We start from the raw sequence: 24950 nt of genomic DNA, 5'->3' as shown, positions 1-24950 counted from the left end.
GGTTAAAGACCCGCGGCCATGGCTTTGTCGATCAGCCAGTTCAGCGACGGCCCCCGGTCGCTGCTGACTTCAACCGGGCGGCCGGTGAGGGCGCTGTCGAGCGGGGCGTCCGGCTTGATTTGCACGCGGATGTCCGAGGACAGGTTGTCGCTGTCCAGGCTGGTGCTGCTGATGATCTTGCCGCTGCGCACGGCGTCTTCACCGGCCACCTGGAAGTTGACCCGGGTGCCGGGCAGTACGTTGCCAAACTGGCGATAGCTGAAGCGTGCTGCCACGTCGGCTTCACTGTTGCGCGGTACCAGTTTGAAAATCACGTCGCCCTTGCTGGCGTACTGGCCGTTGGCGACCAGTTGCTCGGCAACCACGCAGTCACAAGGCGAGGTCAGGGTGCCGGTCATTTGCTTGCCGAACAGGGTTTCGATGTTTTCGGGTTGCAGCTGGTTTTCGTCCAGATGGCCCTTGAGCACATCGAGCATGCTGGTGCTGAAGGTGGCCAGGGGCGCGCCGTTGGCCGCCAGCTGGTCATCCTTGATCAGGCTTTGCACGGTGCCGTCGCGGGGCATGGTGATGTTCAGGCCCTGCACGCTGACCAGTGCCGACTGGGCGTGGGTCACGAAGTACAGGCCGTAGACCGATTTGGCCACGAAGCCGAAGGCCAGCAGGCCGACGAAAAAAATCCCGGCGCTGAAGGTGACGGCTTTGAACCGCCCGAATGGGCTCATGCCGCTGCCACCGTCCTTGACCTTGCGCGCCTTGGTGAAGTTGTCGCGTTGCAGGGTGGCCAGGACTTCGCCCATGGTCACGATGTCGCCGCTCAGGTGCGAGGTGATGAGGTGGCGCAAGGTGGCAATGTCTTGCAGGTCGAGGTTCTGGAACTGGCAGCCGACGCGACCGGTCTGGCGGTCTGCGTTGCGCACCAGCAGGTCGACGTCCATCGTCAGGCCCAGGTTGTCGATCACAAACTGTAAGCGCCCCTTGATCAGGTCGCCGGCCTTGAAGGTCTGGTTGGCGGCGTTGAAGCTCAGGCCCCCGGCCGAGAGGTCAATCAGCTTGACCTCCATCGGCGTACGATCGGCGCCGGAAAAGTGCAGCCTGGCCGGGATTTTGACCCGCGCATGCTGACGCTGGGCTTCAGATTCGTGGACAACGTTGGCGTTTACTTGAGTGTTCATAAGGTCTTGTTCCTGGTTAATTCGATCGAAGCGGTTCAGACCATCAGCAACAGCACGGCGACGAAGATGCTGCCGGCGGAGAAGGTCATGGTCCGGGACGACCAGGTGTTGAACCAACGTTGAAAGCTGGCCAGATCACGGGTCAATTTGGTGTCCTGACGGGTCCAGGATTGCTGGTCGAGGCGGAAGAACACGTAGATCTTCACCAGGGCGCCAACGATCTGGTTGTAATAAAGAATCAGCGGGTAGGCCGGGCCGATCCGGTGCCCGGAGCAGGCGAGTAACAGGGTCAGAATCAGGCGGGTGAAACCGATCCACAGCAGGTAGGCGATGAGGAAGCTGATGCCGTATCGGGCCGTGGCGATCAGCGCGGCGGTCAGGCCCAGCAAAGAGGTCCACATCGATACCCGCTGGTCGAACAGCACCAGGCTGGTGAACAGGCCCAGGCGTTTGACCCCCAGGCCCAGGGCCCGGGCGTTCTGGCGCAGGTTGTTGCCGTACCAGCGAAACATCAGTTTGCGGCTGGCCTTGATAAAGCTTTTTTCCGGCGGGTGTTCCACGGTGTAGATGGCGGCGTCCGGCACGTAGAAGGTGTCGTAACCCAGGCGCATCAGGCTGAACCAGCTGGACTTGTCATCGCCGGTCAAAAACTTGAAGCGGCCCAGGCGCCAGTGCTGCAGCGAGTCGCTTTCCACATCGGCGATAAAGGCCGGGTCGGTGACCACATTGGCGCGGAATACCGACATGCGCCCGGTCATGGTCAGTACGCGTTTGGACAGGGCCATGGAGCACATGTTGATATGGCGCTGGGCGAAGCGCAGCTTGTGCCATTCGCTCATGATGTAGCCGCCGCGCACTTCACAGAATTCGTTGGTGGTGAGGCCGCCGACATTGCCGAACAGCTGAAACCAGGGCACGGTTTTGCGTACTACGCCGGGGGCGAGCACGGTGTCGCCGTCAATCACTGCAACCACTGCGCGGTCATCCGGCAGATGGCGGGAGATGGCGCGAAAACCAAAGGCCAGGCCATCGCGCTTGCCGGTGCCGGCGATGCGTACGAAGTCCAGTTTGACCCGGGCTGGCGGGTTGAGGCGTTGCCACATGCTTTTGACCAGCAACTCATCGGATAGCTCGACCAGCGAGCAGACGATGGTGGTGGGCAGGCCGCAGTCGATCGCTTCACGAATCACCGAGCTGTACACCTGGGCGGTGGTCAGGGCGTCGATGCGAAAACTGGTGACCATCAGGAACACGTGGGAGGGGTCGGCAGCCGTGCCCAGCTTGCGCACTTTGCGCCGCAGGTGCGGGTACACCACATATAAAAACAGCATGCCGCGCAGGAAGTGCGTGGCACCCATTGAGTAGCGCCAGATACCCACGGCGCCAATCAGGAAAATAAAGTTTTTCGACTCGGCGTCGAAGATCGATGTCGGCAGCGCCAGGGCGAGACCCATCAACAGTGTCAGGTAAAACAGCCAACCGGCGGCCTGGAGAAGGCCGTTTTTAAGCCTGGGCATGATCAGTATCCGTTTGGGTTCTGCGCGGCCCCGCAGGAGCAAGCTCGCTCCTGCGGGGGGATATCGGTTTGTTACCAGCAGATGCCTTCAGTGCGGCCGGTTACGCTGGTGGCCCGGGACATGAAGCCCACCAGGTCGATCACTTGTTTGCCGTGGGGGGCGTTTTGCGCCAGGGCGCGGAATTTTTCGTCGCGGTTACCCAGGATGATCAGGTCGCTGTTGTTGATCACTGCGTCAAAATCCGAGTTGAGCAGGGACGAGACGTGGGGGATTTTCGATTCGATGTAGTCTTTGTTCGAACCATGAACGCGGGCGTATTCGACGTTGGTGTCGTAGATGCTCAACTCGAACCCCTTGCCGATCAGCATTTCGGCCAGTTCAACCAGCGGGCTTTCACGCAGGTCATCGGTACCGGCCTTGAAGCTCAGACCGAGCAGGGCGACTTTGCGTTTGTCGTGGCTGGAGACGATGTCGAAGGCGTTCTGTACTTGTGATTCGTTGCTGCGCATCAGTGAGTTGAGCAACGGTGCTGCAACGTCCAGGGAGCCGGCACGGAAGGTCAGTGCACGGACATCCTTGGGCAGGCACGAGCCGCCGAAGGCAAAGCCGGGGCGCATGTAGTACTGCGAGAGGTTGAGGGTTTTGTCCTGGCACACCACGTCCATCACTTCGCGGCCATCCACGCCGACTGCTTTGGCGATGTTGCCGATTTCGTTGGCGAAGGTCACTTTGGTGGCGTGCCACACGTTGCAGGTGTACTTGATCATCTCGGCCACTTCGATGTCCTTGCGGATAATCGGCGCGTCGAGTTCTTCGTACAGTGCCTGCAGCACATCCCCGGAGGCGGTGTCGAGTTCGCCGATCACGGTCATTGGTGGCTGGTCGTAGTCGGCGATGGCGGTGCTTTCACGCAGGAACTCAGGGTTTACTGCGACCCCGAAGTCGATACCGGCTTTTTTGCCCGAGCATTGCTCAAGGATCGGGATCACGACATTTTTCACGGTGCCCGGCAATACGGTGCTGCGTACCACGATGGTATGGCGCGAGGTTTTGTCACGCAGCACCGCGCCGATTTCACGGCACACCGCTTCGATGTAGTTGAGTTCCAGGTCGCCGTTTTTCTTGCTCGGCGTGCCGACGCAAATCATCGACAGATCGCTTTCACGAATCGCCGAGGCAAAATGGGTAGTACCGCGCAGGCGGCCGGTCTGGATGCCCCGGGCCAGCAGTTCGCCCAGGCCGGGTTCAACGATGGGCGACTTGCCGAGGTTGATCAGGTCGATTTTATCCTGGGAAATATCCACTCCGATAACTTCGTGGCCACGTGCAGAGAGGCAACCGGCGCACACGGCACCGACGTAACCCAAACCAAATATGCTAATGCGCATCGCGTATACCTCTGTCATCTAAAGTGTGGGCGAGCCAGGAATTACGGCGAATAAAGTCCGCAACGCCAGGAATCGGCATTGTTAATGTTCAAACTTTTTTAAGTTGTGCGAATGGCAGTCAACTGATGATTTACTGCAAGGCGTGCCGGGTGAAGGGGGCAGCCGTGTATTGTCGATGATCGTCTGTAAATCGTTGGTTTTTAAACGATTTAATGCCGCTCGTGATGAGGGTTGACGCTCATCTTTATCATGCTTACTTCAGTCGTATATACCTTCGAAGTTGGAGCCTTGGTTGTAAGTCATATCCTACAATCCTTGTAATAAATGTTACGGGTTCTCTGAGCGGCGCTTATGGACATAGTTCCAATCCGTTGATCGCGTTTTCTCGGAATATGAACATTTACGAAAAAGATGGCACTGGTCTCATATTGATGGCACTTGAGGTTTGGCCCTTTAATTACGGGTAGTTAGTTGTGGCTAATAGTTAAGTGCCATTACCGGACAAAAAACAGGGTGCCATTACGAAAAAAATTCACCGTTGTCGAGTGAATTTAAGTTCATGGAGCACAGAGACAGGATTTTTACAGCGCGACGCATGCTCTGTGGGGCAGAGCTGCGTCATAAGGGCGGGGGTTACTCGGGGGCGTGATCACGCAAGAAGACCAGCAGGTCAGGTTTTGACTGCTCGGCACTGTAGCGATAGCCCTGCTCATCGAACTGCTTGAGCAGTTCCGGGTTATTGATCCGCTCCTTGATCACAAAGCGGCTCATCATGCCCCGGGCTTTTTTCGCATAGAAGCTGATGATTTTGTGCTGACCGTTTTTCAGGTCCTTGAATTCGGTGTTGATGATGCGTGCGTTCAGGGCCGGTTTTTTGACCGCCGAGAAGTACTCGTTGGACGCCAGGTTGAGCAGCACGTCATCGCCCTGTTCGGCCAGGGCCTCATTCAGCCATTCACTGATGCGCGTGCCCCAGAACGCGTAAAGATCCTTGCCTCGGGCATTGGCCAGCTTGGTGCCCATTTCCAGGCGGTACGGCATCATCAGGTCCAATGGGCGCAGCAGGCCGTACAGGCCCGAGAGCATGCGCAGATGAGTCTGGGCGTAGTCAAAGTCGGCTTCACTGAAGTCCACGGCGTTGAGGCCGGTGTACACGTCGCCCTTGAAGGCCAGCAGCGCCTGCTTGGCGTTTTCCGGGGTGAAGGCCGGTGTCCAGCTACCGAAACGGGCGGCGTTGAGGCCCGACAGCTTGTCGGATAGATGCATCAGTTCGCCAATCTGTTGCGGGCTCAGCTCGCGCAATTGCTCGATCAACTCCTGGGAGTGGTCCAGGTATTGCGGCAGAGTGAACCGCGCAGTGGCCGGCGGCGTCTGGTAATCGAGGGTTTTGGCGGGTGAAATCACCATCAGCATGGGGTCGTCTCCTTTTAGCGTCGGGCGATTCTAGGCGCTGGCGGGTTTTGACTCCACCTATGGTGGTGATAGAAAGCCCTCGTCGCTGACAAGGTACGAGGTTGCAACAAGGGCCGAAGCAGCCTCAGCAAATCCTTTCGCAACCTCGTGCCTCGTCAGGGACTACGGTGCGGTTATAGTGCTGGCAGTTATTTAAAGGGGAACTGATCCGTGCGCATTGCTCTTTTTTTCTGCGCCTGGCTGCTGGGTTCGGGGGCTGTCGCCGCAACCAATGAACCCGCGACGCTGGACCGCAGCACCTGGCCCGAACAATTGCTCAGCCCGGCCTTGTTCGATGTGGCCTCGCGTGCCGAAATCCTGACCTTCGCCCGTGAATTGCTGACCAGCGAGGCACTTGATGACGACGCCCTGAAGCAGCGCCTGAATCTGAAAATCATCAACATCGACGAGATTGATGGCGTTCGGCGCAGGATGTGGCTGCGGCTGCTGGCCAATTATGATTTTGCCCAGCAAAGCTGCGACCAGGATGCATCGTTTTGTTATTACGTCGACGACATGGCCAGTTTGCGTGAGCAGGCCGGCAAGTTCGAAGTCGCCGATGATTCGTTTTATGCCGCCTGGGCCGGGCCGAGTCGCGAGTTTCACCGGCGCTATCTGGATGAGCAATTGCGCCTGGCGGCACTGTTCCCGCAAATCAGCAGCGAAATCGGTCTGTTTGGCGATCAGGAATTCAACGGCGACGAGATGAATGACCGGCTGTTCATGCTGACCTTTGACAGCGGTCCGACACAGTTGCCGGGCAACACGGACTGGTTGACCGACTATCTGCGCAAGCAGTCCATCAGTGCCACTTTCTTTGTCTTGGGTAACGGTCTGCAAGGGCGACTCGATAAAAGCTCGGAAGCGGCAGTGCAAGCGCTGTACAAGGGGCAATGCGTGGGCGTGCAGGGCTGGGAGTATCGTTCCCATAGCCATTGGCAAGACTGGCAGGGTTCGATCTTGCGCAGTGTGGCGTTGGTCAGGCAAGTGGTGCCGCAGAACTACGTTCCCCTGTTTCGTCCGCCTTATGGGCAGCGTCGGGCGGACAGCGCCGGGTTCTTTGGGGCACAAGGCTTGAAAGTGGCGCTATGGGACATTGATTCCCGGGACCTGGCTGCCAGCCTGACCGCCGAACAGTCGGCGCAACGGGTGTTGAGCCTGATGCTGCTGTGGCGCCATGGGGTTATTGTCTTTCACGATACCCAGGACAAGGTGCGCAGTGCAGTGCCCTGGCTATTGAAGGCGACGGCGCAGAGCGGGCTTGGCTGGGAGGATTGCGCGAAGGCTATGTAGGAGCGAGCTTTTCAAACAGCTCGTTCCTGCGGGGCTGGGGTAACAAAAGATTACATATAGACCTCTGACTCTAGCTGCGCTTCGGGCATCCGCCAAGGCTATTCGTCAGTCTGAAAAATAAATTCCTTATTCGTTAAAAATCCTTTTTTTTGTCACACGTTTAGGAGTATTACGAAGACAGACCGCCGAAACCTGCACCACAGGTGGCGTCTTCCAGGACCCATCGGGAAGGGTATTCATCTGAACGCATCAGATGAGTTCGGCAGTCACTTCGAGGCGCAGCACTGTTGAGGTATTGCGTCGAATGGCTCCCACAAAGGTGACCGAGTATGGATGATCACGGACGCACTCCTTCTTCCAACCAGCCAATCCTTTATGTGCTCGATACCAATGTTCTGATTCACGATCCAAACGCATTGCTTAACTTCGAGGAACACCACGTCACCATCCCGATGACGGTGCTCGAAGAGCTCGACAAACTCAAAACCGGCAAATTACTGGTGGCTGCGGAGTGTCGCCAGGCGATCCGTCTGATTGATCAGACACTGGGCGCGTCTTCTCCCGAAGACGTCGAGTTGGGCGTACCTATTCTGCGGGGCAAAAGCGGTCCCAAAGGCTTTTTATCGATTCTGATGAACAAGCGCCGGGAGCCCAACGCGCTGCTGCCTGAAAACCTCAACGACAACATCATCATCAACCAGCTGATCGATCTGCATACCCGTGACCCTGCGCGGCGTGTGGTGCTGGTGACCAAAGACATCAACATGCGCCTCAAGGCCCGGGCGTGCGGGATCGCCTCCGAGGACTACAGCACTGACCAGCTGGTTGACGACGTGGCGCTGCTGCCCCGTGGCTATCACACCATGACGGGCTCGTTCTGGGACCGGGTCAGCAAAGTCGAAACCCGTCAGGGCCATGGCCGTACCTGGCATCAGGTGCAGTTGATCGACAACCTGCCGGCCGTGCATATCAACGAGTTCATCATTGATGAACAGGGTTTTGTCGGCTGGATCAAAGAGATCCGCAAGGACCACCTGCTGATTCTCGACCTGCATCAGGAGCCGCTGCTGCATCAGGAAGCGTGGGGGCTCAAACCGCGGGATATCTATCAGGCGCTGGCGCTGTTTGCCTTGCTTGATCCGGACATTCATCTGGTCAACCTGTCGGGTGCGGCGGGTTCGGGGAAAACCATTCTGGCGCTGGCCGCCGCCATCGAACAAACCATGGTCAGCAAGCGCTACCGGCGCATTATCTGTACCCGCAGCGTGCAAGGGCTGGATCAGGAAATCGGCTTCTTGCCGGGCACCGAAGCCGAGAAAATGGAACCCTGGCTGGGGGCCATCACCGATAACCTTGAAGCCTTGCATATGGAGGACGAAAACACCCATGGCAGCGTTGATTACATCCTGAGCAAGGTGCCGTTGCAGTTCAAATCCCTGAACTACATCCGTGGCCGCAGCTTCCAGCAAAGCCTGATCCTGATTGACGAGTGCCAGAACCTGACACCGCACCAGATGAAAACCATCATCACCCGTGCGGGCGCAGGTTCGAAAGTGGTGTGCCTGGGCAACCTGGCACAGATCGATACGCCTTACCTGTCGGCCACCAGTTCGGGGCTGACCTACCTGACGGAGCGTTTCAAGGACTTCCCCAACGGTGTGCACATCGCCCTGCAAGGGGTACCGCGTTCGATTCTGGCCGAGTACGCCGAATCTCACCTCTGAGTTAACCCGGCAATAAACCTGTAGGAGCGAGTTTGCTCGCGAGCTTTTGAACAGCTCGCGAGCAAGCTCGCTCCTGCTTCAGTAGCCTGAGGTAAGCTTGCTCGGCTTACGCGCTGTTGCAGTGTGTTGTTCGGGTTCAGGCATGCAGCGCTCCCAGGAGTTGGCCAAGACAGGAGAGTCGGGTGTTATTGCGTAATATCGATTTGAATTTGTTGGTGGTGCTCGATGCGCTGCTGACTGAAAAACACGTGACCCGTACCGGAGTCCGTTTGCATTTGAGTCAGCCCGCCATCAGCCACTCGCTGAATAAACTCAGGGTGTTGCTCGATGATCCGTTGCTGATTCGCCAGGGCAACGAGGTGGTGCTCAGTGCGTTGGCGCAAAACCTTCAGGCGCCACTCAAGGAGATCCTGGGGCAGATTGAAACCTTGCTCGGCCAGTCCATCGACTTTGTGCCGGCAGACTCGCAACGTACCTTGCGCATAGCCATGTCCGATTACGGGGCCGCGATCGTGCTGCCAAAATTGCTGGTGCAACTCAGGGCGCAGGCGCCGGGCACCTCGCTGGTGGTAATCCAGGACAGCCGCCTTGGCATGCTTGAGCAAGTGGGGCAGGGCAGGATCGACCTGGCCATCGGTGTGTTTCCCGCTCCGGGGGCGGATATCTGCACTGAGGTGCTGTTTGAAGAAACCTTTACCTGCCTGCTCGACCGTCGTTCTCTGCCTGAAAATGGTGTGCTTGATCTGGACAGCTACCTGGCGCGCCCGCACCTGCTGGTGTCGATGGACGGCAACACCCGGGGAGAGGTCGATAACGTCCTGCGGGCCCGGGGTTTAAAACGTCGGGTGGCGGTCAACGTGCCTCATTGGGGTACGGCCCCCGGGATGATTGCCGATACCGACCTGATCCTCACCGTGGCCACCCGCACCCTGACCAACGTGCCGTTTGGCGACACCCTGGTGGCAATGGCGCCGCCGCTGACGGTTGCCCCGTTCAACTATGTGCAGGCCTGGCATAACCGTTTTAACCAGGACCCGGCCCATCGCTGGTTGCGCGAACTGGTCAGGCAGGTGAGTGCCTGATCCTCCGATCTCCTGATCTCCTGATCTTTCGATCACCTGATCTTTCGATCACCTGATCTTTCGATCACCTGATCTTTCGATCTCCCGATCTCCCGATCTCCCGATCTCCCGATCTCCCGATCTTTCGATCTTTCGATCTTTCGATCTGTAGGAGCGAGCTTGCTCGCGAGCTTTTGATCTTGAAGAGCTCGCGAGCAAGCTCGCTCCTACAGTTTTGGCAGTTTTGGCAGTTTTGGCATTTGGGGCAGTGTTGGCAGTGTTGGCATTTGGAGCAGTTTTGGCAGTTGAGACAGTTTTGGTGGCTAAGGCAGTTGAGACAGTTGAATCATTCCGTCAGCCCCGTGAGGCGATGACAAACCCTGCCAGCACTACGCTCACCCCGATTATTTTCTGCAGGCCCGGAGTGTTCTTTGGCAGTCCGAGCAAGCCGAAGTAATCAATCACCAGGGAAATAATCAACTGGCCCAGCACCACTGCCATGATGAAATTGAGTGCACCCAGGCGCGGTACGCTGATCAGCGCGACGGTGATGTAGAACACGCCGGCCAGGCCGCCGAGCCAGATCCACCAGGGGCCGCTCAGCAAGGCGCCAAGGTGGGGGCGCGGGACTTTGACGATAAGCATCACCAGCGCAATGGCGACACTGCTGACCAGCAATGAAATGACGGTGGCCCAGAATGGATGTCCCAGCGTCATCCCCAGCCGGGCGTTGCTGGCGGCCTGCAAGGGCACCGCAACGCCCGCCAGCAGGCTCAGGGCAATGGCAATAAATAGTGGCATGAGTACGGTCTCCAAAGTTTCAACCGTTGTACGGCCAAGACGCGCAGGTGGCCAATTCGATGTTCTGATGCGCGGTATTCGCGGGGTCGATGGCCTTGAGCCGGGCCCCGGGTTTACAATCGCGGCTCCCCTCTGGAGTACTCCCCTGTGCTGACTCATCTGGATTCCCAAGGCCGCGCGAACATGGTCGATGTCACCGATAAAGCCGTGACATCCCGTGAAGCGACGGCACAAGCGGTGGTGCGCATGCGCCCTGAAACCCTGGCAATGATCGTCAGCGGCGGTCACCCCAAGGGCGATGTTTTTGCCGTGGCGCGGATCGCCGGAATCCAGGCCGCGAAAAAAACCTCGGATTTGATCCCGTTGTGCCATCCGCTGATGCTCACCAGCGTCAAGGTTGAACTCAGTGCCCAGGGCAGCGATGCAGTACTGATCGTGGCGCGCTGCAAACTGTCGGGGCAGACCGGCGTCGAGATGGAGGCCCTGACCGCCGCCAGCGTCGCGGCCCTGACTATTTATGACATGTGCAAGGCTGTCGACCGCGGCATGAGCATCGAAAGCGTACGCGTGCTTGAAAAGCTCGGTGGCAAGAGCGGGCACTTTCAGGCTGATGCCTCATGAAACTAAAGGTGATGTTCTTTGCCCGTTACCGCGAAGCCCTGGGGCTGGATGGCGAAGCTGTCGAAGGCCCGTTCACCTCCATTGAGCAGTTACGCGGGCACCTGGTGCAGCGGGGCGGAGCCTGGCAAGTATTGGCCGAGCCCAACCTGATGTGCGCGCGCAATGAAGAGCTGTGCAAGCCTGACGAGCCCTTGGCGGACGGCGACGAAGTGGCGTTTTTCCCGCCCGTGACAGGAGGCTGAAGATGACGGTTCGGGTGCAAGCGGCAGCCTTTGATCCGGGGGCGCAGGTCAATGCGCTGCACGCGGCCAACCTGGGGGTGGGCGCGGTGGTGAGTTTTGTCGGCTATGTGCGCGACTTCAACGACGGGCGCGATGTGGCGGGGATGTTTCTGGAGCACTATCCGGGTATGACCGAAAAAGCCCTGGACAAGATCGTCCTGGAGGCCGAACAACGCTGGCCGCTACTCAGGCTTGAAGTGCTGCACCGGGTTGGCGCGCTTGAACCGGGGGAGCCGATAGTCTTTGTCGGTGTTGCCAGCGCCCATCGTCAGGCCGCATTCGATGCCTGCGCCTTTGTCATGGACTACCTGAAAACCCGGGCACCGTTCTGGAAGAAAGAACAGACCGGCGATGGACCGCGTTGGGTCGAAGGTCGCGTGAGCGATGAGGAAGCAGCGGACCGCTGGAAGAAATAATACCCCTTGGGAGCGAGCTTGCTCACGAGCCGTTAAAAGCTCGCGAGCCAGCTCGCCCCAGAGGGAGATGATCAGGCCGTTACAGTCGGATCATGGGGCTTGCGCACGGCCCGTACTACAGGTCGCAGCAATTCAGTCGGCGGTGTTTCGCAGCTGATTTTTTTGCCCAGCAAGGCTTCGATCGACGGCAACTGATAGGAGTCGTCTTCACCGGCAAAACTGATCGAGACGCCGCTGGCGCCCGCCCGGCCAGTACGGCCAATGCGGTGCACGTAGTCGTCCGGCACTTCGGGCAGGGTGAAGTTGATTACGTGGCTGATACCGTCGATGTGAATCCCGCGTCCTGCCACATCGGTGGCCACCAGTACGCGGATCTTGCCTTCGCGGAAACCTTCGAGGGTCTTGATGCGTTTGTGCTGCGGCACGTCACCCGACAGTTGCGCGGCGTTGATGCCGTCACGCACCAGGCGTTCTTCGATGCGGCGCACTTCATCCTTGCGGTTGGCGAAGACGATGACCCGCTCCCAACCGTTGTCGTTCACCAGGTTGAACAGCAACTTGTACTTGTCTGCCCCGGCAACCGCGTAAACGTGTTGCTCCACCATGTCGCTGGCGACGTTGAGCGCTTCGATTTCGACAATGGCCGGGTCGGTGGTCCATTGCTTGGCCAGGTTCATCACGTCCTCGGTAAAGGTCGCAGAGAACAGCAGCGTCTGGCGCTCGGCTTTCGGTGGGGTCTGGCGAATGATCTGGCGGACTTGCGGGATAAAACCCATATCAAGCATGCGGTCGGCTTCGTCGAGCACCATGACTTCGACCATGTCCAGATGCACTTCGCCGCGCTGGTTGAAGTCCAGCAGACGGCCCGGGGTGGCTACCAGAATGTCGCAATGGCGGGCTTCGAGCTGTTTCAGCTGCTTGTCGAAGTCCATGCCGCCGACGAATGTCATGACATTGAGGTCGGTGTACTTGGTCAGGTCGGCTGCGTCTTTGGCGATTTGCACCACCAGCTCGCGGGTCGGCGCAATGATCAGTGCGCGCGGCTCGCCCATGTAGCGTTCTTTGGGCGGCGGGGTCTGGGTCAGCTGGCTGATGATCGAAATCAGGAACGCGGCAGTTTTGCCGGTACCGGTCTGGGCGCGACCGATGGCGTCACGGCCGCTGAGGGTATAGCCCAGTACGCCAGCCTGAATCGGGGTGCAGTACGGAAAACCCAGGTCTTGAATGGCGTGCATCAGCTCCGGGGCGAGCTTGAAGTCGTGAAAACGGACTTTGCCTTCTTGTGGCTCGACCACGAAGTCTTCGAGTTTCCAGGGAGTGACCGGCGGCTTGGGGGCCGCTTCTCGCCGTGGTTTTGCAACTTTGGGTTGTTCGATCTGAACCGGTTCAGGAGCGGGCTGTACGTCGGGAGTGTCCACCGAGGCTTGAGCAGGGGCAGAGCGGCCAGGCTGTTGCGCGTCGGTGCGCGGGCTGGTGGTGCTCGAAGGTGTCACTGAAGCTGATGCGAGTGGCTCAGCCTCGCTTTTACCGAATATTTTTTTGAGTGCTTTGAGCACGGTCATCTCATCAGTTGGTTAAGGAGTGTACGCCGGGCAGTGTAATGCAAGTCGCGTGCTCGGCGTAGTGAACGACAGGATGTTTCGGTTTTAGCCCAGATGTTTGGCCAGCCAGGCACCGATGTCGCTGATCTCTTTGGGTAACACTTCATGACCCATTGGGTATTCCTGCCATGTTACGGCCACACCCGCAGCCTTCAATCGCTCATAGGCCGTACGGCCCATGGCGTTTTGCACCACTTCGTCGTACTGGCCATGCAGGCACAGGGCCGGGATCCGTTGCTGACTGGCGGATAACGGCAGCACGTCAGTGAAGGTCGGGGCATAGGTGGAGAGGGCAAGTACGCCACCCAGTGCACCTTCATATCTCACATAGGCGGTGTGATAGACCACGGCGCCGCCCTGGGAAAATCCGGCGAGGAAAATCCGGCTGGCGTCTATTCCGGCCCTTTTCTGATCTTCGATCAAGCTGAGGACGGTTGCCGCGGACTCTTCCAGCTCTTCTTCGCTGATGGAACGCGCCGGGCTCATGGCCTTGATGTCGTACCAGCTGGGCATGGCATAACCGCCATTGATCGTCACCGCGCGGGTGGGGGCCTGGGGCAAAACAAAGCGGGTGGTCAATAACTTCTCTTGCAGCATCTCGGCCACCGGCATGAAGTCATAACGGTCGGCGCCCAGGCCGTGGAGCCAGATAACACAGGCATCTGCAGGCTTTTGGGGCTGGATAAACAGGGGTTCGGTCATGGCTGCTCCATCGTTGTGCGTGCGCGCGGCTTGGGTGCGCGGCAAAGGTGCGTGTTCGTCAGGAAATTACAGAAGATGTCGCCTGCTTGAACGTTTTATCAGCAAATGCGACCTGAAATGTTCAAGGCTTCAGAGTGGTACGCGCTTTGCTATGTGGACAGGGACGTTAATGCGTTCACCTTCGGCGGTAACACTAACAGGCTACTGCCGATGGAGGGACAGCAAAAGCCCGAGGTTGAAGTTAGACATGGAATTCAACAGCTCAAGGGAGCGCTTCGGTTCGAAGGCTGGTGCGATATACCCATCGCTCAAGGCTTATGCCGCGTGACCCAATAAAAAGCCGACACGGGTCAACATCGCCTCACAAGGGGGCGGCGGGTCTTGTTCAAACACAACAAAAGCAGTACTTGGAGGTTTGAATGAAGCAGTTGAAATCCACCCTGGCTTTGGCCACCGCAGCCATCGTGTTGAGCGTTAGCGGTTTTGCTCACGCAGGCGCGACGCTCGATGGCGTTAAAAAGAAGGGTTTTGTGCAGTGTGGCGTCAGCGATGGTTTGCCGGGTTTTTCGGTGCCTGACAAAGACGGCAAGATTCTGGGGATCGATGCCGACATCTGCCGTGCAGTGGCCGCCGCCGTGTTTGGCGATGCAACCAAGGTCAAGTTCAGCCAGTTGAACGCCAAGGAGCGTTTCACCGCGCTGCAATCGGGCGAAGTCGATGTGCTGTCGCGCAACACCACCTGGACCAGCTCCCGTGATGCGGGCATGGGCATGGTGTTTGCCGGGGTTACCTATTACGACGGCGTCGGCTTTCTGGTCAATAACAAGCTGGGGGTAAAAAGTGCCAAGGAACTGGACGGTGCAACCATTTGCATCCAGGCCGGTACTACCACTGAGCTCAACGTGTCGGATTACTTCCGCGCCAATAACCTGAAATACACTCCGATCACCTTCGACACCTCCGACGAAAGCGCCAAGTCGCTGGAAAGCGGGCGTTGCGACGTGCTGACCTCCGACAAATCGCAGCTATATGCACAGCGCAGCAAGCTGGCGAACCCGAATGACTACGTGGTGTTGCCGGAAACCATCTCCAAGGAGCCCCTGGGCCCTGTGGTTCGCAAGGGTGACGAGGACTGGTTCAGCATCGTCAAGTGGACCCTGTTCGCCATGCTCAACGCTGAAGAAGCCGGCATCACCTCGAAAAACGTCCTGGCTGAAGCCAAATCCACCAAGAACCCCGATGTTGCCCGCTTGCTGGGTGCTGACGGCGAATATGGCAAAGACCTGAAACTGCCAAAAGACTGGGTGGTGCAGATCGTCAGCCAGGTCGGCAACTACGGCGAAGTGTTTGAGAAAAACCTCGGCAAAAGCACTCCTCTGGCCATCGACCGCGGGCTGAATGCCTTGTGGAACAACGGCGGCATCCAATACGCACCACCTGTGCGCTGATGGACCTGTCACCCGGTGGGCCAACCACCGGGTGACGTTCTGATCCATTTTTTCAGGGGCACTTCATGCAGACTAAAGTCGGCGCACCCAAGCCGAGGCTCAGCCTCAGCGATCCACGTGTGCGTGCGTGGTTATTTCAGATCATCACCGTCGCGTTGGTGGTCTTCATGGGCTGGTATCTGTTCAACAATACCCAGACCAACTTGCAACACCGGGGTATCACTTCGGGTTTTGACTTTCTTGAGCGCAGTGCCGGGTTTGGTATTGCGCAGCATCTGATTGATTACACCGAGTCGGACAGTTATGCCCGGGTGTTCGTGATCGGCCTGCTGAACACGCTGCTGGTGTCGGTAATAGGTGTGATCCTGGCGACCATCCTCGGCTTTATCATCGGTATTGCCAGGTTGTCCCCCAACTGGATGATCAACAAGCTGGCGACGGTTTACGTCGAGGTGTTCCGCAATATCCCGCCTTTGCTGCAAATCCTGTTCTGGTACTTCGCGGTCTTCCTGACCATGCCGGGGCCACGTAACAGCCATAACTTTGCTGACACTTTCTATATGAGCAGCCGTGGCCTGAACATGCCTGCGGCCATTGGCACCGAGGGGTTCTGGCCGTTTGTGGTCAGCGTGCTGCTGGCGATTGTGGCAGTGGTGCTGATGGCACGCTGGGCCAACAAGCGGTTTGAAGCGACCGGTGTGCCGTTCCACAAGTTCTGGGCCGGGCTGGGCCTGCTGCTGGTGATTCCGGGGCTGTGCATGCTGATCTTTGGCTCGCCGGTGCACTGGGAAATGCCGCAGCTCAAGGGCTTCAACTTTGTCGGTGGCTGGGTGCTGATTCCGGAGCTGCTGGCGCTGACCATCGCGTTGACTGTTTACACGGCGGCGTTCATTGCCGAAATCGTGCGCTCGGGGATCAAGTCGGTCAGCCATGGCCAGACCGAAGCGGCGCGCTCGCTGGGCCTGCGCCCCGGGCCGACGCTGCGTAAGGTGATCATTCCCCAGGCGCTGCGGGTAATCATCCCGCCGCTCACCAGCCAATACCTCAACCTGGTGAAAAACTCGTCGCTGGCGGCAGGTATCGGTTATCCGGAAATGGTTTCACTGTTTGCCGGTACGGTGCTTAACCAGACCGGGCAAGCGATTGAAGTCATCGCCATCACCATGAGCGTTTACCTGGCCATCAGCATCAGTATTTCGCTGCTGATGAATTGGTACAACACGCGCATTGCGCTGATCGAGCGATGAGGACGGGACTATGACAACTCATGTTTTCAAACCCGACATGCCGCCGCCGGGTAACCGCATCGGCATCGTCGCCTGGGCCCGGGCCAATCTGTTTTCCAGTTGGCTCAACACCTTGCTTACGCTGTTTGCCTTTTACCTGATCTGGTTGATCGTGCCGCCGCTCCTGAGCTGGGCGATCTTTGACGCCAATTGGGTGGGCACGACCCGGGCCGACTGCACCAAGGACGGCGCCTGCTGGGTCTTCATTCAGCAGCGCTTCGGCCAGTTCATGTACGGCTATTACCCCCGCGACCTGCGCTGGAGGGTCGATCTGACGGTGTGGTTGGCCGTGATCGGTGTGGCGCCGCTGTTTATCTCGCGCTTCAAGCACAAGGCGATCTATGGCCTGGGCTTTTTGGTGCTGTACCCGGTGCTGGCTTACAGCCTGCTGCATGGCGGTTACTGGGGGCTGAGCAACGTGGCCACCAGCCAGTGGGGCGGCCTGATGCTGACCCTGGTAATTGCCACGGTCGGCATCGCGGGTGCTTTGCCGCTGGGGATTTTGCTGGCGCTGGGAAGACGCTCGGACATGCCGGCCATTCGCGTGGTGTGCGTGACGTTCATCGAGTTCTGGCGCGGCGTGCCATTGATCACCGTGCTGTTCATGTCTTCAGTGATGTTGCCGCTGTTTCTGCCCGAAGGCATGAACTTCGACAAACTGCTGCGGGCCTTGATTGGCGTGATCCTGTTCCAGTCGGCCTATGTCGCGGAAGTGGTGCGTGGTGGTTTGCAGGCCATTCCCAAGGGGCAATACGAAGCCGCCGCCGCGATGGGGCTGGGTTACTGGCGTAGCATGGGGCTGGTCATTCTGCCCCAGGCCTTGAAGCTGGTGATCCCCGGCATCGTCAACACCTTTATCGCCCTGTTCAAGGACACCAGCCTGGTGATCATCATCGGTCTGTTCGACCTGCTCAACAGCGTCAAACAGGCTGCTGCCGACCCGACCTGGCTGGGTATGGCCACCGAAGGCTATGTGTTTGCGGCGTTGGTGTTCTGGATTTTCTGTTTTGGTATGTCCCGCTACTCCATGCATCTGGAGCGCAAGCTGGACACTGGCCACAAGCGTTAGGTAGGAGTGCGACATGAGTGAAGCAATCAAGAAACCTGCGAGCCCTGAAGGCATTATTCAAATGCAGGGCGTCAATAAATGGTACGGCCAGTTCCACGTGCTCAAGGACATCAACCTTAACGTGCAACCCGGGGAGCGGATTGTATTGTGCGGGCCTTCCGGTTCCGGCAAATCGACCACTATCCGTTGCCTGAACCGCCTCGAAGAGCACCAGCAAGGGCGCATCGTGGTTGATGGGGTTGAGCTGACCAACGACATCAAGCAGATCGAAACGGTGCGCCGTGAGGTTGGCATGGTGTTTCAGCACTTCAACTTGTTCCCGCACCTGACCATCCTGCAGAACTGCACGCTGGCGCCGATGTGGGTGCGCAAGATGCCCAAGCGCCAGGCCGAAGAGATCGCCATGCATTATCTGGAGCGGGTACGGATTCCGGAGCAGGCGCACAAGTTTCCGGGGCAGTTGTCCGGTGGTCAGCAGCAGCGGGTAGCGATTGCCCGGGCGTTGTGCATGAAGCCTAAAATCATGTTGTTCGATGAGCCGACTTCAGCCCTCGATCCGGAGATGGTCAAGGAGGTGCTGGATACCATGATCGGCCTGGCCGAAGACGGCATGACCATGCTCTGCGTGACCCATGAAATGGGCTTTGCCCGTACCGTGGCTAACCGCGTGATCTTTATGGACAAGGGTGAAATCGTCGAGCAGGCGGCTCCGAACGACTTCTTCGACAACCCGCAAAATGACCGGACCAAAATGTTCCTGAATCAGATTCTGCATTAACCGCACCCCCTGTAGGAGCGAGCTTGCTCGCGAGCTCTTCCGCGCCCCGGTAAACAGCTCGCGAGCAAGCTCGCTCCTACAGTTTTGTGGCGTCAGGCACCCCCCGTCTCCCGCAGAAAATGACCGGACCAAACTGCTCCTGAATCAGATTCTGCATTAACCGCACACCTCCCCGTAGGAGCGAGCTTGCTCGCGAGCTCTTCCGCTTCCCGCCAAGGCTTTTGCAGACCTTTTAGCCCGTGGTCGATTGCCCTTGCGCAGGGGGCTGACTACCATGTTGGGCAACTCATCAGAGGACTGTGCTGACAGGCGTACCGCATGTCAGACACTTCCCGCTATCAAGTCATGGCGCTCTGCCGGACTTCTTGACTGCCCAACACCGGAGATCCCATGCCGCGCAATGCCTCGCCATCGATAAACAATACCGAACCGGTGCGTCATCTGGATGATCTGGAGGAGTTGCTGATCGATGCCGAAGCCGACGACGAGCAAGTACAGCAAGCACCAGTGGCGGTGTTACGTCCCTGGCTGCTGCTGTTGGGTCTGGTGCTGGTGGCGTTGAACCTGCGTCCGGCGTTGTCGAGCATGGCGCCTTTGCTCTCACAAGTGTCTACCAGCCTGGGCCTGTCTGCTGCCCAGGCGGGCTTGTTGACCACCTTGCCAGTGCTTTGTCTGGGTGTGTTTGCGCCTCTGGCGCCGATTCTGGCCCGGCGCTTCGGTACTGAGCGGGTGGTGCTGGGTATTTTGCTGACGCTGGGCGGCGGGATTGTCCTGCGCAGCTACCTGGGGGAAATCGGCCTGTTTGCCGGAAGTATTCTGGCGGGCGCCAGTATCGGTGTGATCGGTGTGTTGTTGCCCGGCATCATCAAGCGCGATTTTGCCGGACATGCCGGGACGATAATGGGGGTCTACACCATGGCCTTGTGCCTGGGGGCTGCCCTGGCGGCGGGTGCAACCGTGCCGTTGAGCAATTATCTGAACGACAGCTGGGCGCTGGGGCTGGGATTTTGGGCGTTACCTGCGCTGGTGGCGGCCATTTTCTGGCTGCCCCAGGCCGGCAAGCGCCAGGGGGCGCACAAGGTGGCCTATCGGGTGAGTGGCCTGATACGTGACCCGCTGGCCTGGCAAGTGACGCTGTACATGGGTTTGCAGTCTTCTCTGTCCTACATCGTTTTTGGCTGGCTGCCTTCGATTCTGATGGGCCGTGGCCTGACCCCGACCCAGGCCGGGCTGGTGATGTCGGGTTCAGTCATTGTGCAACTGATCACGGCGCTGAGCGCTCCCTGGCTGGCGACGCGGGGCAAGGACCAGCGCCTGGCAATCGTATTGATGATGAGCATGACCCTGGCTGGCCTGTTTGGCTGTCTGTATGCACCGCTGGATGGCTTGTGGGGCTGGGCGATTGTGCTGGGTCTGGGGCAGGGCGGTGCATTCAGCCTGGCGTTGACCTTGATCGTGCTGCGCTCGCGCGATGCCCATGTGGCGGCCAATCTGTCGGGCATGGCCCAGGGGATCGGCTATACGGTGGCATCCATGGGGCCGTTGGCGGTGGGTGTGGTGCATGAAATGACCGGTGGCTGGAGTGCCGTGGGCTGGATTTTCGGGGTGATCGGCATCATCGCCATCGCCGCCGGGCTCGGGGCAGGGCGGGCGCTGTATGTGAATGCGCTGAGTGAAAAGATTTGAAGCCATAGTGTTTCGGCTCCTTGCAGATTATCTTTTGTAGACCCCTGAACCCCGCGGATCCTGCCATGAGCCAAGACCACCAAGCGTTGATTACTCGCTTCTATCAAGCTTTCCAGCGGCTGGATGCTGAGGCAATGAGTGCCTGTTACACCGAAGATGTATTGTTCAGCGACCCGGTGTTTGGTGAGTTGCGCGGTCGTCGTGCCAGCGATATGTGGCGCATGCTGACCTCGCGGGCCAAGGATTTCAGCCTGACCTTCGATCAGGTGCAGGCAGATGCCCAACGTGGCAGTGCGCATTGGGTAGCCACTTATAGGTTTATCCCGACCGGGTTTACCGTTATCAACGATATTCAGGCGCGCTTTGTGTTTCGCGACGGAAAAATCTGCGAGCACCACGATCAGTTCGACCTGTGGCGCTGGTCGCGTCAGGCGCTGGGTACCAAGGGTTTGTTGCTGGGCTGGACGCCACTGGTGAAAAATGCCATTCGGGCTCAGGCGCGCAAAGGGCTCGAAGCCTTTGAGGCCAGTCGTTGAAGGTGAGTTCCAGACCCTGGTTTGTGTACCTGGTGCGGGCTGCTAACGGCTCGCTGTATTGCGGGATCAGTGATGATCCGGTGCGTCGTTTTGCCAAACATCAAAGCGGCAAGGGCGCGCGTTTTTTTGCTTCAAGCCCTGCCGTTGCCCTGGTCTATACCGAGTCCTGGCCCGATAAAGGTGAAGCGCTGCGTCAGGAACGACTGATCAAAAAGCTCAAAAAGAGTGCCAAGGAATGCCTGGTGCAAAGCCAGGCAGGGCAGTTTGATTAAGTGCGTTATGCTGCTGGCTTACTCTTTTGCGGCGGATAACTGAATGTCAGATTTGATTCTTCATCACTACGCGGCTTCCCCTTTCGCACAAAAGGCCCGCCTTCTACTGGGCTTCAAAGGGCTGTCCTGGCATTCGGTACATGTCCCGCCCATGATGCCAAAACCCGATCTGACGGCGCTGAGCGGTGGCTATCGCAAGACTCCGGTATTGCAGGTGGGGGCGGATGTCTACTGCGACACGGCTTTGATTGCGCGCCGGCTGGAGCAGGAGAAATCGATCCCCGCCCTGTTTCCTCTCGGTCAGGAAATGGTGGTCAGTGCCTTTGCTGCGTGGGCTGACTCGGTGGTGTTTCAACATGCGGTGAGCCTGGTGTTCCAGCCGGAGTCTGCCGCGGTACGGTTTGCCAAAATGCCCCCGGACATGCTCAAGGCGTTCGTGGCCGATCGCGCGGCATTGTTCAGCGGTGGCAGCGCCACCCGCATTCCCGCCGAACAGGCGGTATTGCAATGGCCGGTGATCATGGGCCGGCTCGAGCAGCAGTTGCAACACGAGCAGGGCGACTACCTGTTCGGTGAGCCCTCGATTGCCGACTTCGCGCTGGCGCACTCGCTGTGGTTCCTTAAAGCCACGCCGGTGACAGCACCTCTGGTTGATGCTTATCCGGCCGTTGCGGCCTGGTTGCAGCGAGTTCTGGACTTCGGCCAGGGCACACCGATTGAAATCACCGCCGAGCAGGCGCTGGCGATTGCCAAAGGCGTTGAGCCGGTTGCCTTGCCTGAGTTCGATTCGGCTTTTGGCTTCAGCAAGGGCCAGCGGGTTACGGTTGCGGCAACCGACTACGGGGTTGACCCGGTAGCGGGCGAGCTGGTCCATATCGGCGCAGAAGAGCTGGTAGTGCGTCGCGAAGACCCACGAACCGGAGTGGTGCATGTGCACTTTCCGCGGATCGGGTTTCGGATTGAGGCGGTGGGTCAATAAGCTAGGGGCGCTTGAATCGCTGGCAAGCCAGCTCCCACAAAAGCAGCAGTGGTAATCGGTTTGCCTGAATTGCATCGCTGGCAAGCCAGCTCCCACAAAAGCAGCAGTGGTAATCGGTTTGCCTGAATTGCATCGCTGGCAAGCCAGCTCCCACAAAAGCAGCAGTGGTAATCGGTTTGCCTGAATTGCATCGCTGGCAAGCCAGCTCCCACAAAAGCAGCAGTGGTAATCGGTTTGCCTGAATTGCATCGCTGGCAAGCCAGCTCCCACAAAAGCAGCAGTGGTAATCGGTTTGCCTGGATTGCATCGCTGGCAAGCCAGCTCCCACAAAAGTAGCAGTGGTAATCGGTTTGCCTGGATTGCATCGCTGGCAAGCCAGCTCCCACAAAAGTAGCAGTGGTAATCGGTTTGCCTGGATTGCATCGCTGGCAAGCCAGCTCCCACAAAAACAGTAGTGGTAATCGGTTTGCCTGGATTGCATCGCTGGCAAGCCAGCTCCCACAAAAGCAGCAGTGGGAATCGGTTTGCCTGAATTGCATCGCTGGCAAGCCAGCTCCCACAAAAGCAGTAGTGGGAATCGGTTTGCCTGGATTGCATCGCTGGCCAGCTCCCACACAAACTGTGGGAGCTGGCTTGCCAGCGATTAGAGTCGGGAAATTACGGTTTTGCTGAGCCGCAGGGTTATTTCAACGCGGCCATTATCGCATCCGGGTTGAAGTCCCTGAGCAGTGTGCCGTTCACGTCCAGAATCGGAATTCCACGTCCGCCCAGTGCCTCATAGGCCTGGCGGGCGGCGGCATCCTTGTCTATATCAAACTCTTGATACGGGATGCCTTTCTGATCCAAAAAGCGCCGGGTGGCCTTGCAGTAGCCACACCACTCGGTGGAGTACAGCACCACCCGGGCACTGGCCCGGGTTTGCTCGGGCACCGCCGCCGAGGGGTCAAGCACTCGCTCGATCTTGCCCCAGTTCTGAAAGATGACCACCACCACCAGAACAAACAGGACCTTCTTCAAGATGCCGTTGAGCATTACTTGTTGCGCTTGAGCTGGTCGAGCAACTGGGTGGGCAGGCCTTTGATGACCAGGGTTCCGGCTTCTTCGTCGAATTCGATCTTGGAGCCCAGCAGATGGGCCTCAAAGCTGATGGACAGGCCCTCGGCACGTCCGGTGAAGCGCCGGAACTGGTTCAGGGTGCGTTTATCTGCCGGGATCTCCGGGGACAGGCCGTAGTCCTTGTTGCGGATATGGTCGTAGAAGGCTTTCGGGCGCTCTTCGTCGATCAGTTCGGACAACTCGACCAGGCCCATGGGTTCGCCGATCTTGGCCTGGCTGCTGGCGTAATCCACCAGAGTCTTGGTTTTTTCCCGGGCCGACTCTTCAGGCAGGTCTTCGCTTTCGACAAAATCGCTGAACGCCTTGAGCAGGGTGCGGGTTTCGCCGGGGCCGTCGACGCCTTCCTGACAGCCGATAAAGTCGCGGAAATACTCCGAGACTTTCTTGCCGTTCTTGCCCTTGATAAACGAAATGTACTGCTTGGACTGCTTGTTGTTCTGCCACTCGGAAATATTGATCCGCGCGGCCAGATGCAACTGGCCCAGATCCAGATGCCGCGAAGGGGTGACGTCCAGTTCCGAGTTCACCGCCACGCCGTCGCTGTGGTGCAGCAGGGCGATAGCCAGGTAGTCAGTCATGCCTTGCTGGTAGTGGGCGAACAGCACGTGACCACCCACCGACAGGTTGGATTCTTCCATCAGCTTTTGCAGGTGCTCCACAGCCACGCGGCTGAAGGCGGTGAAGTCCGTGCCGCCTTCCAGGTATTCCTTGAGCCAGCCACTGAACGGGTGGGCTCCGGACTCGGCATGGAAAAAGCCCCAGGCTTTGCCTTGCTTGGCGTTATAGCTCTCGTTGAGGTCCGCGAGCATGTTCTCGATGGCTTGGGACTCGGCCAGTTCAGAGTCGCGAGCGTGGAGAACAGCGGGCGTACCGTCGGGTTTTTTCTCAATTAAATGGACGATGCAATGACGGATCGGCATGGGTTTCTCGGCGAGTAATGAGAGGACAGGGTGCGCACCCCGCAAAGGCGTCAAGTGTACCGCACCTGAGCGCCGGGTCGGGGTTTGGGGCGCTTGAGACGGGTGTTGACGGTTTTTTTACGGTTTTAAGCCTATAAAGCTGACCAAATGGCTAGGTAGAGGCGGATATTTCGCTGTCTCTGTGCTAGTTTTGCCCGGTCTTGCGCTCGGAAACGGCGCAATGCATGCATTCAGCATGTGTCAGGTCGAACCAAACCCCGTTTTAGCTATCTACATCCGCGATTCGTCGTGAAAGCTGGCGGGTGTGCCAGACCCTTGAGATCTGGCTCGATGGCTGACATTGCACTCTGCAAACCAAATGAATTTGATAGGGAAGGAACATCTCAATGGCTATTACTAAAGACCAACTGATTGCCGATATCGCTGAAGCTATCGACGCGCCAAAAACTACCGCGCGTAACGCTCTGGACCAACTGGCCCAGATCGTTGCTGATCAATTGGAAAATGGCGGCGAAATCACTCTGCCAGGTATTGGCAAACTGAAAGTGACCGAGCGTCCTGCCCGCACTGGCCGTAACCCTTCGACTGGCGCTGCCATCGAAATCGCCGCCAAAAAAGTTATCAAGCTCGTTGTGGCCAAAGGCCTGACTGACGCTGTTAACAAGTAAGACTGTTTTAAAAAAGCCGCGCTTCGAATCACTTCGAAGCGCGGCTTTTTTTTGGGCGAAAATCCTGAAAACACCGTCTTCCCTTGCAGGAGCGAGCTTGTCTCGCGATCTTTTGATTTTGTAAAAGATCGCGAGACAAGCTCGCTCCTGCGGGGTTACAGGG

The 24950-nt window shown here is 58.2% G+C and carries 24 protein-coding genes; 15 read left to right on the top strand and 9 right to left on the bottom strand.

All coding sequences use genetic code 11. The features are described from left to right. Positions 1 to 2: 2 nt before the first annotated feature. The 4 genes from FEZ21_RS21515 to yaaA form a co-directional block, all read right to left on the bottom strand. Positions 3 to 1172 (bottom strand): alginate biosynthesis protein Alg44, encoded by a 1170-nt coding sequence (locus tag FEZ21_RS21515; protein WP_010656004.1) that lies wholly within the window; start codon positions 1170 to 1172, stop codon positions 3 to 5. A 35-nt stretch (positions 1173 to 1207) separates the two neighbouring features. After that, positions 1208 to 2689, bottom strand: a complete 1482-nt coding sequence (gene alg8, locus FEZ21_RS21505) for a mannuronan synthase (protein WP_160628361.1) — start codon at positions 2687 to 2689, stop codon at positions 1208 to 1210. Between the two features lie 71 nt (positions 2690 to 2760). Further along, entirely contained in the window at positions 2761 to 4077 is a 1317-nt protein-coding gene (locus FEZ21_RS21500) for a nucleotide sugar dehydrogenase (protein WP_160628359.1), read from the bottom strand. Between the two features lie 633 nt (positions 4078 to 4710). Continuing rightward, on the bottom strand, positions 4711 to 5490 hold the full coding sequence (gene yaaA, locus FEZ21_RS21495; RefSeq protein ID WP_003440096.1) for a peroxide stress protein YaaA: 780 nt from the start codon (positions 5488 to 5490) through the stop codon (positions 4711 to 4713). 210 nt (positions 5491 to 5700) lie between these two features. On the opposite strand from yaaA, the gene FEZ21_RS21490 reads away from it, so the two are divergent. The 3 genes from FEZ21_RS21490 to FEZ21_RS21480 all read left to right on the top strand — a co-directional run bounded on the left by FEZ21_RS21490 (position 5701) and on the right by FEZ21_RS21480 (position 9628). Beyond that, the gene (locus FEZ21_RS21490) at positions 5701 to 6822 is read left to right on the top strand and encodes a polysaccharide deacetylase family protein (RefSeq protein WP_003440097.1); all 1122 of its coding nucleotides are present in this window, start codon (positions 5701 to 5703) and stop codon (positions 6820 to 6822) included. Positions 6823 to 7151: 329 nt separating this feature from the next. After that, the gene (locus FEZ21_RS21485; RefSeq protein WP_003440099.1) at positions 7152 to 8546 is read left to right on the top strand and encodes a PhoH family protein; all 1395 of its coding nucleotides are present in this window, start codon (positions 7152 to 7154) and stop codon (positions 8544 to 8546) included. Positions 8547 to 8728: 182 nt separating this feature from the next. Beyond that, the gene (locus FEZ21_RS21480; RefSeq protein ID WP_003440101.1) at positions 8729 to 9628 is read left to right on the top strand and encodes a LysR family transcriptional regulator; all 900 of its coding nucleotides are present in this window, start codon (positions 8729 to 8731) and stop codon (positions 9626 to 9628) included. A gap of 333 nt (positions 9629 to 9961) precedes the next feature. Here FEZ21_RS21480 and FEZ21_RS21475 read toward each other — a convergent pair whose 3' ends face one another. Next, complete coding sequence (locus FEZ21_RS21475) at positions 9962 to 10408, bottom strand: DMT family transporter (RefSeq protein ID WP_160628357.1); 447 nt, start codon at positions 10406 to 10408, stop codon at positions 9962 to 9964. A gap of 147 nt (positions 10409 to 10555) precedes the next feature. On the opposite strand from FEZ21_RS21475, the gene moaC reads away from it, so the two are divergent. The 3 genes from moaC to moaE are packed head-to-tail and all read left to right on the top strand — an operon-like array spanning position 10556 to position 11726. Then, entirely contained in the window at positions 10556 to 11029 is a 474-nt protein-coding gene (gene moaC / locus FEZ21_RS21470; RefSeq protein WP_010655998.1) for a cyclic pyranopterin monophosphate synthase MoaC, read from the top strand. Continuing rightward, positions 11026 to 11271: a MoaD/ThiS family protein gene (locus FEZ21_RS21465; protein ID WP_003440108.1), complete on the top strand. Its 246-nt coding sequence runs from the start codon at positions 11026 to 11028 to the stop codon at positions 11269 to 11271. The genes moaC and FEZ21_RS21465 overlap by 4 nt, the downstream gene beginning before the upstream one ends. Before the next feature lie 2 nt (positions 11272 to 11273). Further along, entirely contained in the window at positions 11274 to 11726 is a 453-nt protein-coding gene (gene moaE, locus FEZ21_RS21460; protein WP_003440110.1) for a molybdopterin synthase catalytic subunit MoaE, read from the top strand. 71 nt (positions 11727 to 11797) lie between these two features. Here the strand turns inward: moaE and rhlB are convergent, their stop codons facing one another. Both rhlB and FEZ21_RS21450 read right to left on the bottom strand, forming a co-directional pair. Next, entirely contained in the window at positions 11798 to 13288 is a 1491-nt protein-coding gene (gene rhlB, locus FEZ21_RS21455) for an ATP-dependent RNA helicase RhlB (RefSeq protein ID WP_003440111.1), read from the bottom strand. Between the two features lie 84 nt (positions 13289 to 13372). Next, a complete protein-coding gene (locus tag FEZ21_RS21450) occupies positions 13373 to 14029 on the bottom strand; it encodes an alpha/beta hydrolase (protein WP_003440112.1) in 657 nt (218 codons plus the stop codon). A 419-nt stretch (positions 14030 to 14448) separates the two neighbouring features. Here FEZ21_RS21450 and FEZ21_RS21440 point away from each other — a divergent pair, with 419 nt between their 5' ends. From FEZ21_RS21440 to FEZ21_RS21405, 8 genes are all read left to right on the top strand, one after another. Continuing rightward, positions 14449 to 15477 (top strand): amino acid ABC transporter substrate-binding protein, encoded by a 1029-nt coding sequence (locus FEZ21_RS21440; protein ID WP_003440115.1) that lies wholly within the window; start codon positions 14449 to 14451, stop codon positions 15475 to 15477. Positions 15478 to 15542: 65 nt separating this feature from the next. Beyond that, entirely contained in the window at positions 15543 to 16724 is a 1182-nt protein-coding gene (locus tag FEZ21_RS21435; protein WP_160628355.1) for an amino acid ABC transporter permease, read from the top strand. Positions 16725 to 16734: 10 nt separating this feature from the next. Continuing rightward, positions 16735 to 17832: an amino acid ABC transporter permease gene (locus tag FEZ21_RS21430; RefSeq protein ID WP_003440119.1), complete on the top strand. Its 1098-nt coding sequence runs from the start codon at positions 16735 to 16737 to the stop codon at positions 17830 to 17832. 13 nt (positions 17833 to 17845) lie between these two features. After that, positions 17846 to 18610, top strand: coding sequence for an amino acid ABC transporter ATP-binding protein (locus tag FEZ21_RS21425; RefSeq protein ID WP_003440122.1), 765 nt, complete (start codon positions 17846 to 17848; stop codon positions 18608 to 18610). 390 nt (positions 18611 to 19000) lie between these two features. Continuing rightward, positions 19001 to 20296 carry a CynX/NimT family MFS transporter gene (locus FEZ21_RS21420; protein WP_160628354.1) on the top strand — a complete coding sequence of 432 codons (1296 nt, stop codon included), beginning with the start codon at positions 19001 to 19003 and terminating at the stop codon, positions 20294 to 20296. Between the two features lie 65 nt (positions 20297 to 20361). Then, a complete protein-coding gene (locus FEZ21_RS21415) occupies positions 20362 to 20832 on the top strand; it encodes a nuclear transport factor 2 family protein (RefSeq protein WP_160628352.1) in 471 nt (156 codons plus the stop codon). Then, complete coding sequence (locus tag FEZ21_RS21410; protein ID WP_029612406.1) at positions 20829 to 21104, top strand: GIY-YIG nuclease family protein; 276 nt, start codon at positions 20829 to 20831, stop codon at positions 21102 to 21104. The genes FEZ21_RS21415 and FEZ21_RS21410 overlap by 4 nt, the downstream gene beginning before the upstream one ends. A 43-nt stretch (positions 21105 to 21147) precedes the next feature. Continuing rightward, entirely contained in the window at positions 21148 to 22083 is a 936-nt protein-coding gene (locus FEZ21_RS21405) for a glutathione S-transferase family protein (RefSeq protein WP_010655995.1), read from the top strand. Between the two features lie 681 nt (positions 22084 to 22764). On the opposite strand, the gene FEZ21_RS21400 is transcribed toward FEZ21_RS21405, so the two are convergent. Continuing rightward, complete coding sequence (locus FEZ21_RS21400) at positions 22765 to 23115, bottom strand: glutaredoxin family protein (protein WP_010655994.1); 351 nt, start codon at positions 23113 to 23115, stop codon at positions 22765 to 22767. Next, positions 23115 to 24119: a nucleoid-associated protein YejK gene (gene yejK, locus FEZ21_RS21395; RefSeq protein WP_003440136.1), complete on the bottom strand. Its 1005-nt coding sequence runs from the start codon at positions 24117 to 24119 to the stop codon at positions 23115 to 23117. Before yejK ends, FEZ21_RS21400 begins: the two co-directional genes overlap by 1 nt. A 386-nt stretch (positions 24120 to 24505) precedes the next feature. On the opposite strand from yejK, the gene FEZ21_RS21390 reads away from it, so the two are divergent. Further along, positions 24506 to 24787: an HU family DNA-binding protein gene (locus FEZ21_RS21390; RefSeq protein ID WP_003440137.1), complete on the top strand. Its 282-nt coding sequence runs from the start codon at positions 24506 to 24508 to the stop codon at positions 24785 to 24787. The last annotated feature ends 163 nt before the right edge of the window (positions 24788 to 24950 follow it).

The organism is Pseudomonas sp. 9.1(2019) (genome assembly GCF_009910445.1).
Classification (GTDB): Bacteria; Pseudomonadota; Gammaproteobacteria; order Pseudomonadales; family Pseudomonadaceae; genus Aquipseudomonas; species Aquipseudomonas paraversuta.
This window is presented reverse-complemented; position numbering and strand designations above follow the sequence as displayed.

Excerpts from the sequence above, each read along its gene's own strand:
- moaE (WP_003440110.1), top strand. The coding sequence starts at position 11,274 with ATGACGGTTCGGGTGCAAGCGGCAGCCTTTGATCCGGGGGCGCAGGTC.
- FEZ21_RS21475 (WP_160628357.1), bottom strand. The coding sequence starts at position 10,408 with ATGCCACTATTTATTGCCATTGCCCTGAGCCTGCTGGCGGGCGTTGCG.
- FEZ21_RS21415 (WP_160628352.1), top strand. The coding sequence starts at position 20,362 with ATGAGCCAAGACCACCAAGCGTTGATTACTCGCTTCTATCAAGCTTTC.
- FEZ21_RS21425 (WP_003440122.1), top strand. The coding sequence starts at position 17,846 with ATGAGTGAAGCAATCAAGAAACCTGCGAGCCCTGAAGGCATTATTCAA.
- FEZ21_RS21405 (WP_010655995.1), top strand. The coding sequence starts at position 21,148 with ATGTCAGATTTGATTCTTCATCACTACGCGGCTTCCCCTTTCGCACAA.
- FEZ21_RS21465 (WP_003440108.1), top strand. The coding sequence starts at position 11,026 with ATGAAACTAAAGGTGATGTTCTTTGCCCGTTACCGCGAAGCCCTGGGG.
- FEZ21_RS21390 (WP_003440137.1), top strand. The coding sequence starts at position 24,506 with ATGGCTATTACTAAAGACCAACTGATTGCCGATATCGCTGAAGCTATC.
- FEZ21_RS21400 (WP_010655994.1), bottom strand. The coding sequence starts at position 23,115 with ATGCTCAACGGCATCTTGAAGAAGGTCCTGTTTGTTCTGGTGGTGGTG.
- FEZ21_RS21435 (WP_160628355.1), top strand. The coding sequence starts at position 15,543 with ATGCAGACTAAAGTCGGCGCACCCAAGCCGAGGCTCAGCCTCAGCGAT.
- FEZ21_RS21515 (WP_010656004.1), bottom strand. The coding sequence starts at position 1,172 with ATGAACACTCAAGTAAACGCCAACGTTGTCCACGAATCTGAAGCCCAG.
- alg8 (WP_160628361.1), bottom strand. The coding sequence starts at position 2,689 with ATGCCCAGGCTTAAAAACGGCCTTCTCCAGGCCGCCGGTTGGCTGTTT.
- FEZ21_RS21485 (WP_003440099.1), top strand. The coding sequence starts at position 7,152 with ATGGATGATCACGGACGCACTCCTTCTTCCAACCAGCCAATCCTTTAT.
- yaaA (WP_003440096.1), bottom strand. The coding sequence starts at position 5,490 with ATGCTGATGGTGATTTCACCCGCCAAAACCCTCGATTACCAGACGCCG.
- FEZ21_RS21450 (WP_003440112.1), bottom strand. The coding sequence starts at position 14,029 with ATGACCGAACCCCTGTTTATCCAGCCCCAAAAGCCTGCAGATGCCTGT.
- FEZ21_RS21500 (WP_160628359.1), bottom strand. The coding sequence starts at position 4,077 with ATGCGCATTAGCATATTTGGTTTGGGTTACGTCGGTGCCGTGTGCGCC.
- FEZ21_RS21420 (WP_160628354.1), top strand. The coding sequence starts at position 19,001 with ATGCCGCGCAATGCCTCGCCATCGATAAACAATACCGAACCGGTGCGT.
- FEZ21_RS21440 (WP_003440115.1), top strand. The coding sequence starts at position 14,449 with ATGAAGCAGTTGAAATCCACCCTGGCTTTGGCCACCGCAGCCATCGTG.
- FEZ21_RS21430 (WP_003440119.1), top strand. The coding sequence starts at position 16,735 with ATGACAACTCATGTTTTCAAACCCGACATGCCGCCGCCGGGTAACCGC.
- rhlB (WP_003440111.1), bottom strand. The coding sequence starts at position 13,288 with ATGACCGTGCTCAAAGCACTCAAAAAAATATTCGGTAAAAGCGAGGCT.
- yejK (WP_003440136.1), bottom strand. The coding sequence starts at position 24,119 with ATGCCGATCCGTCATTGCATCGTCCATTTAATTGAGAAAAAACCCGAC.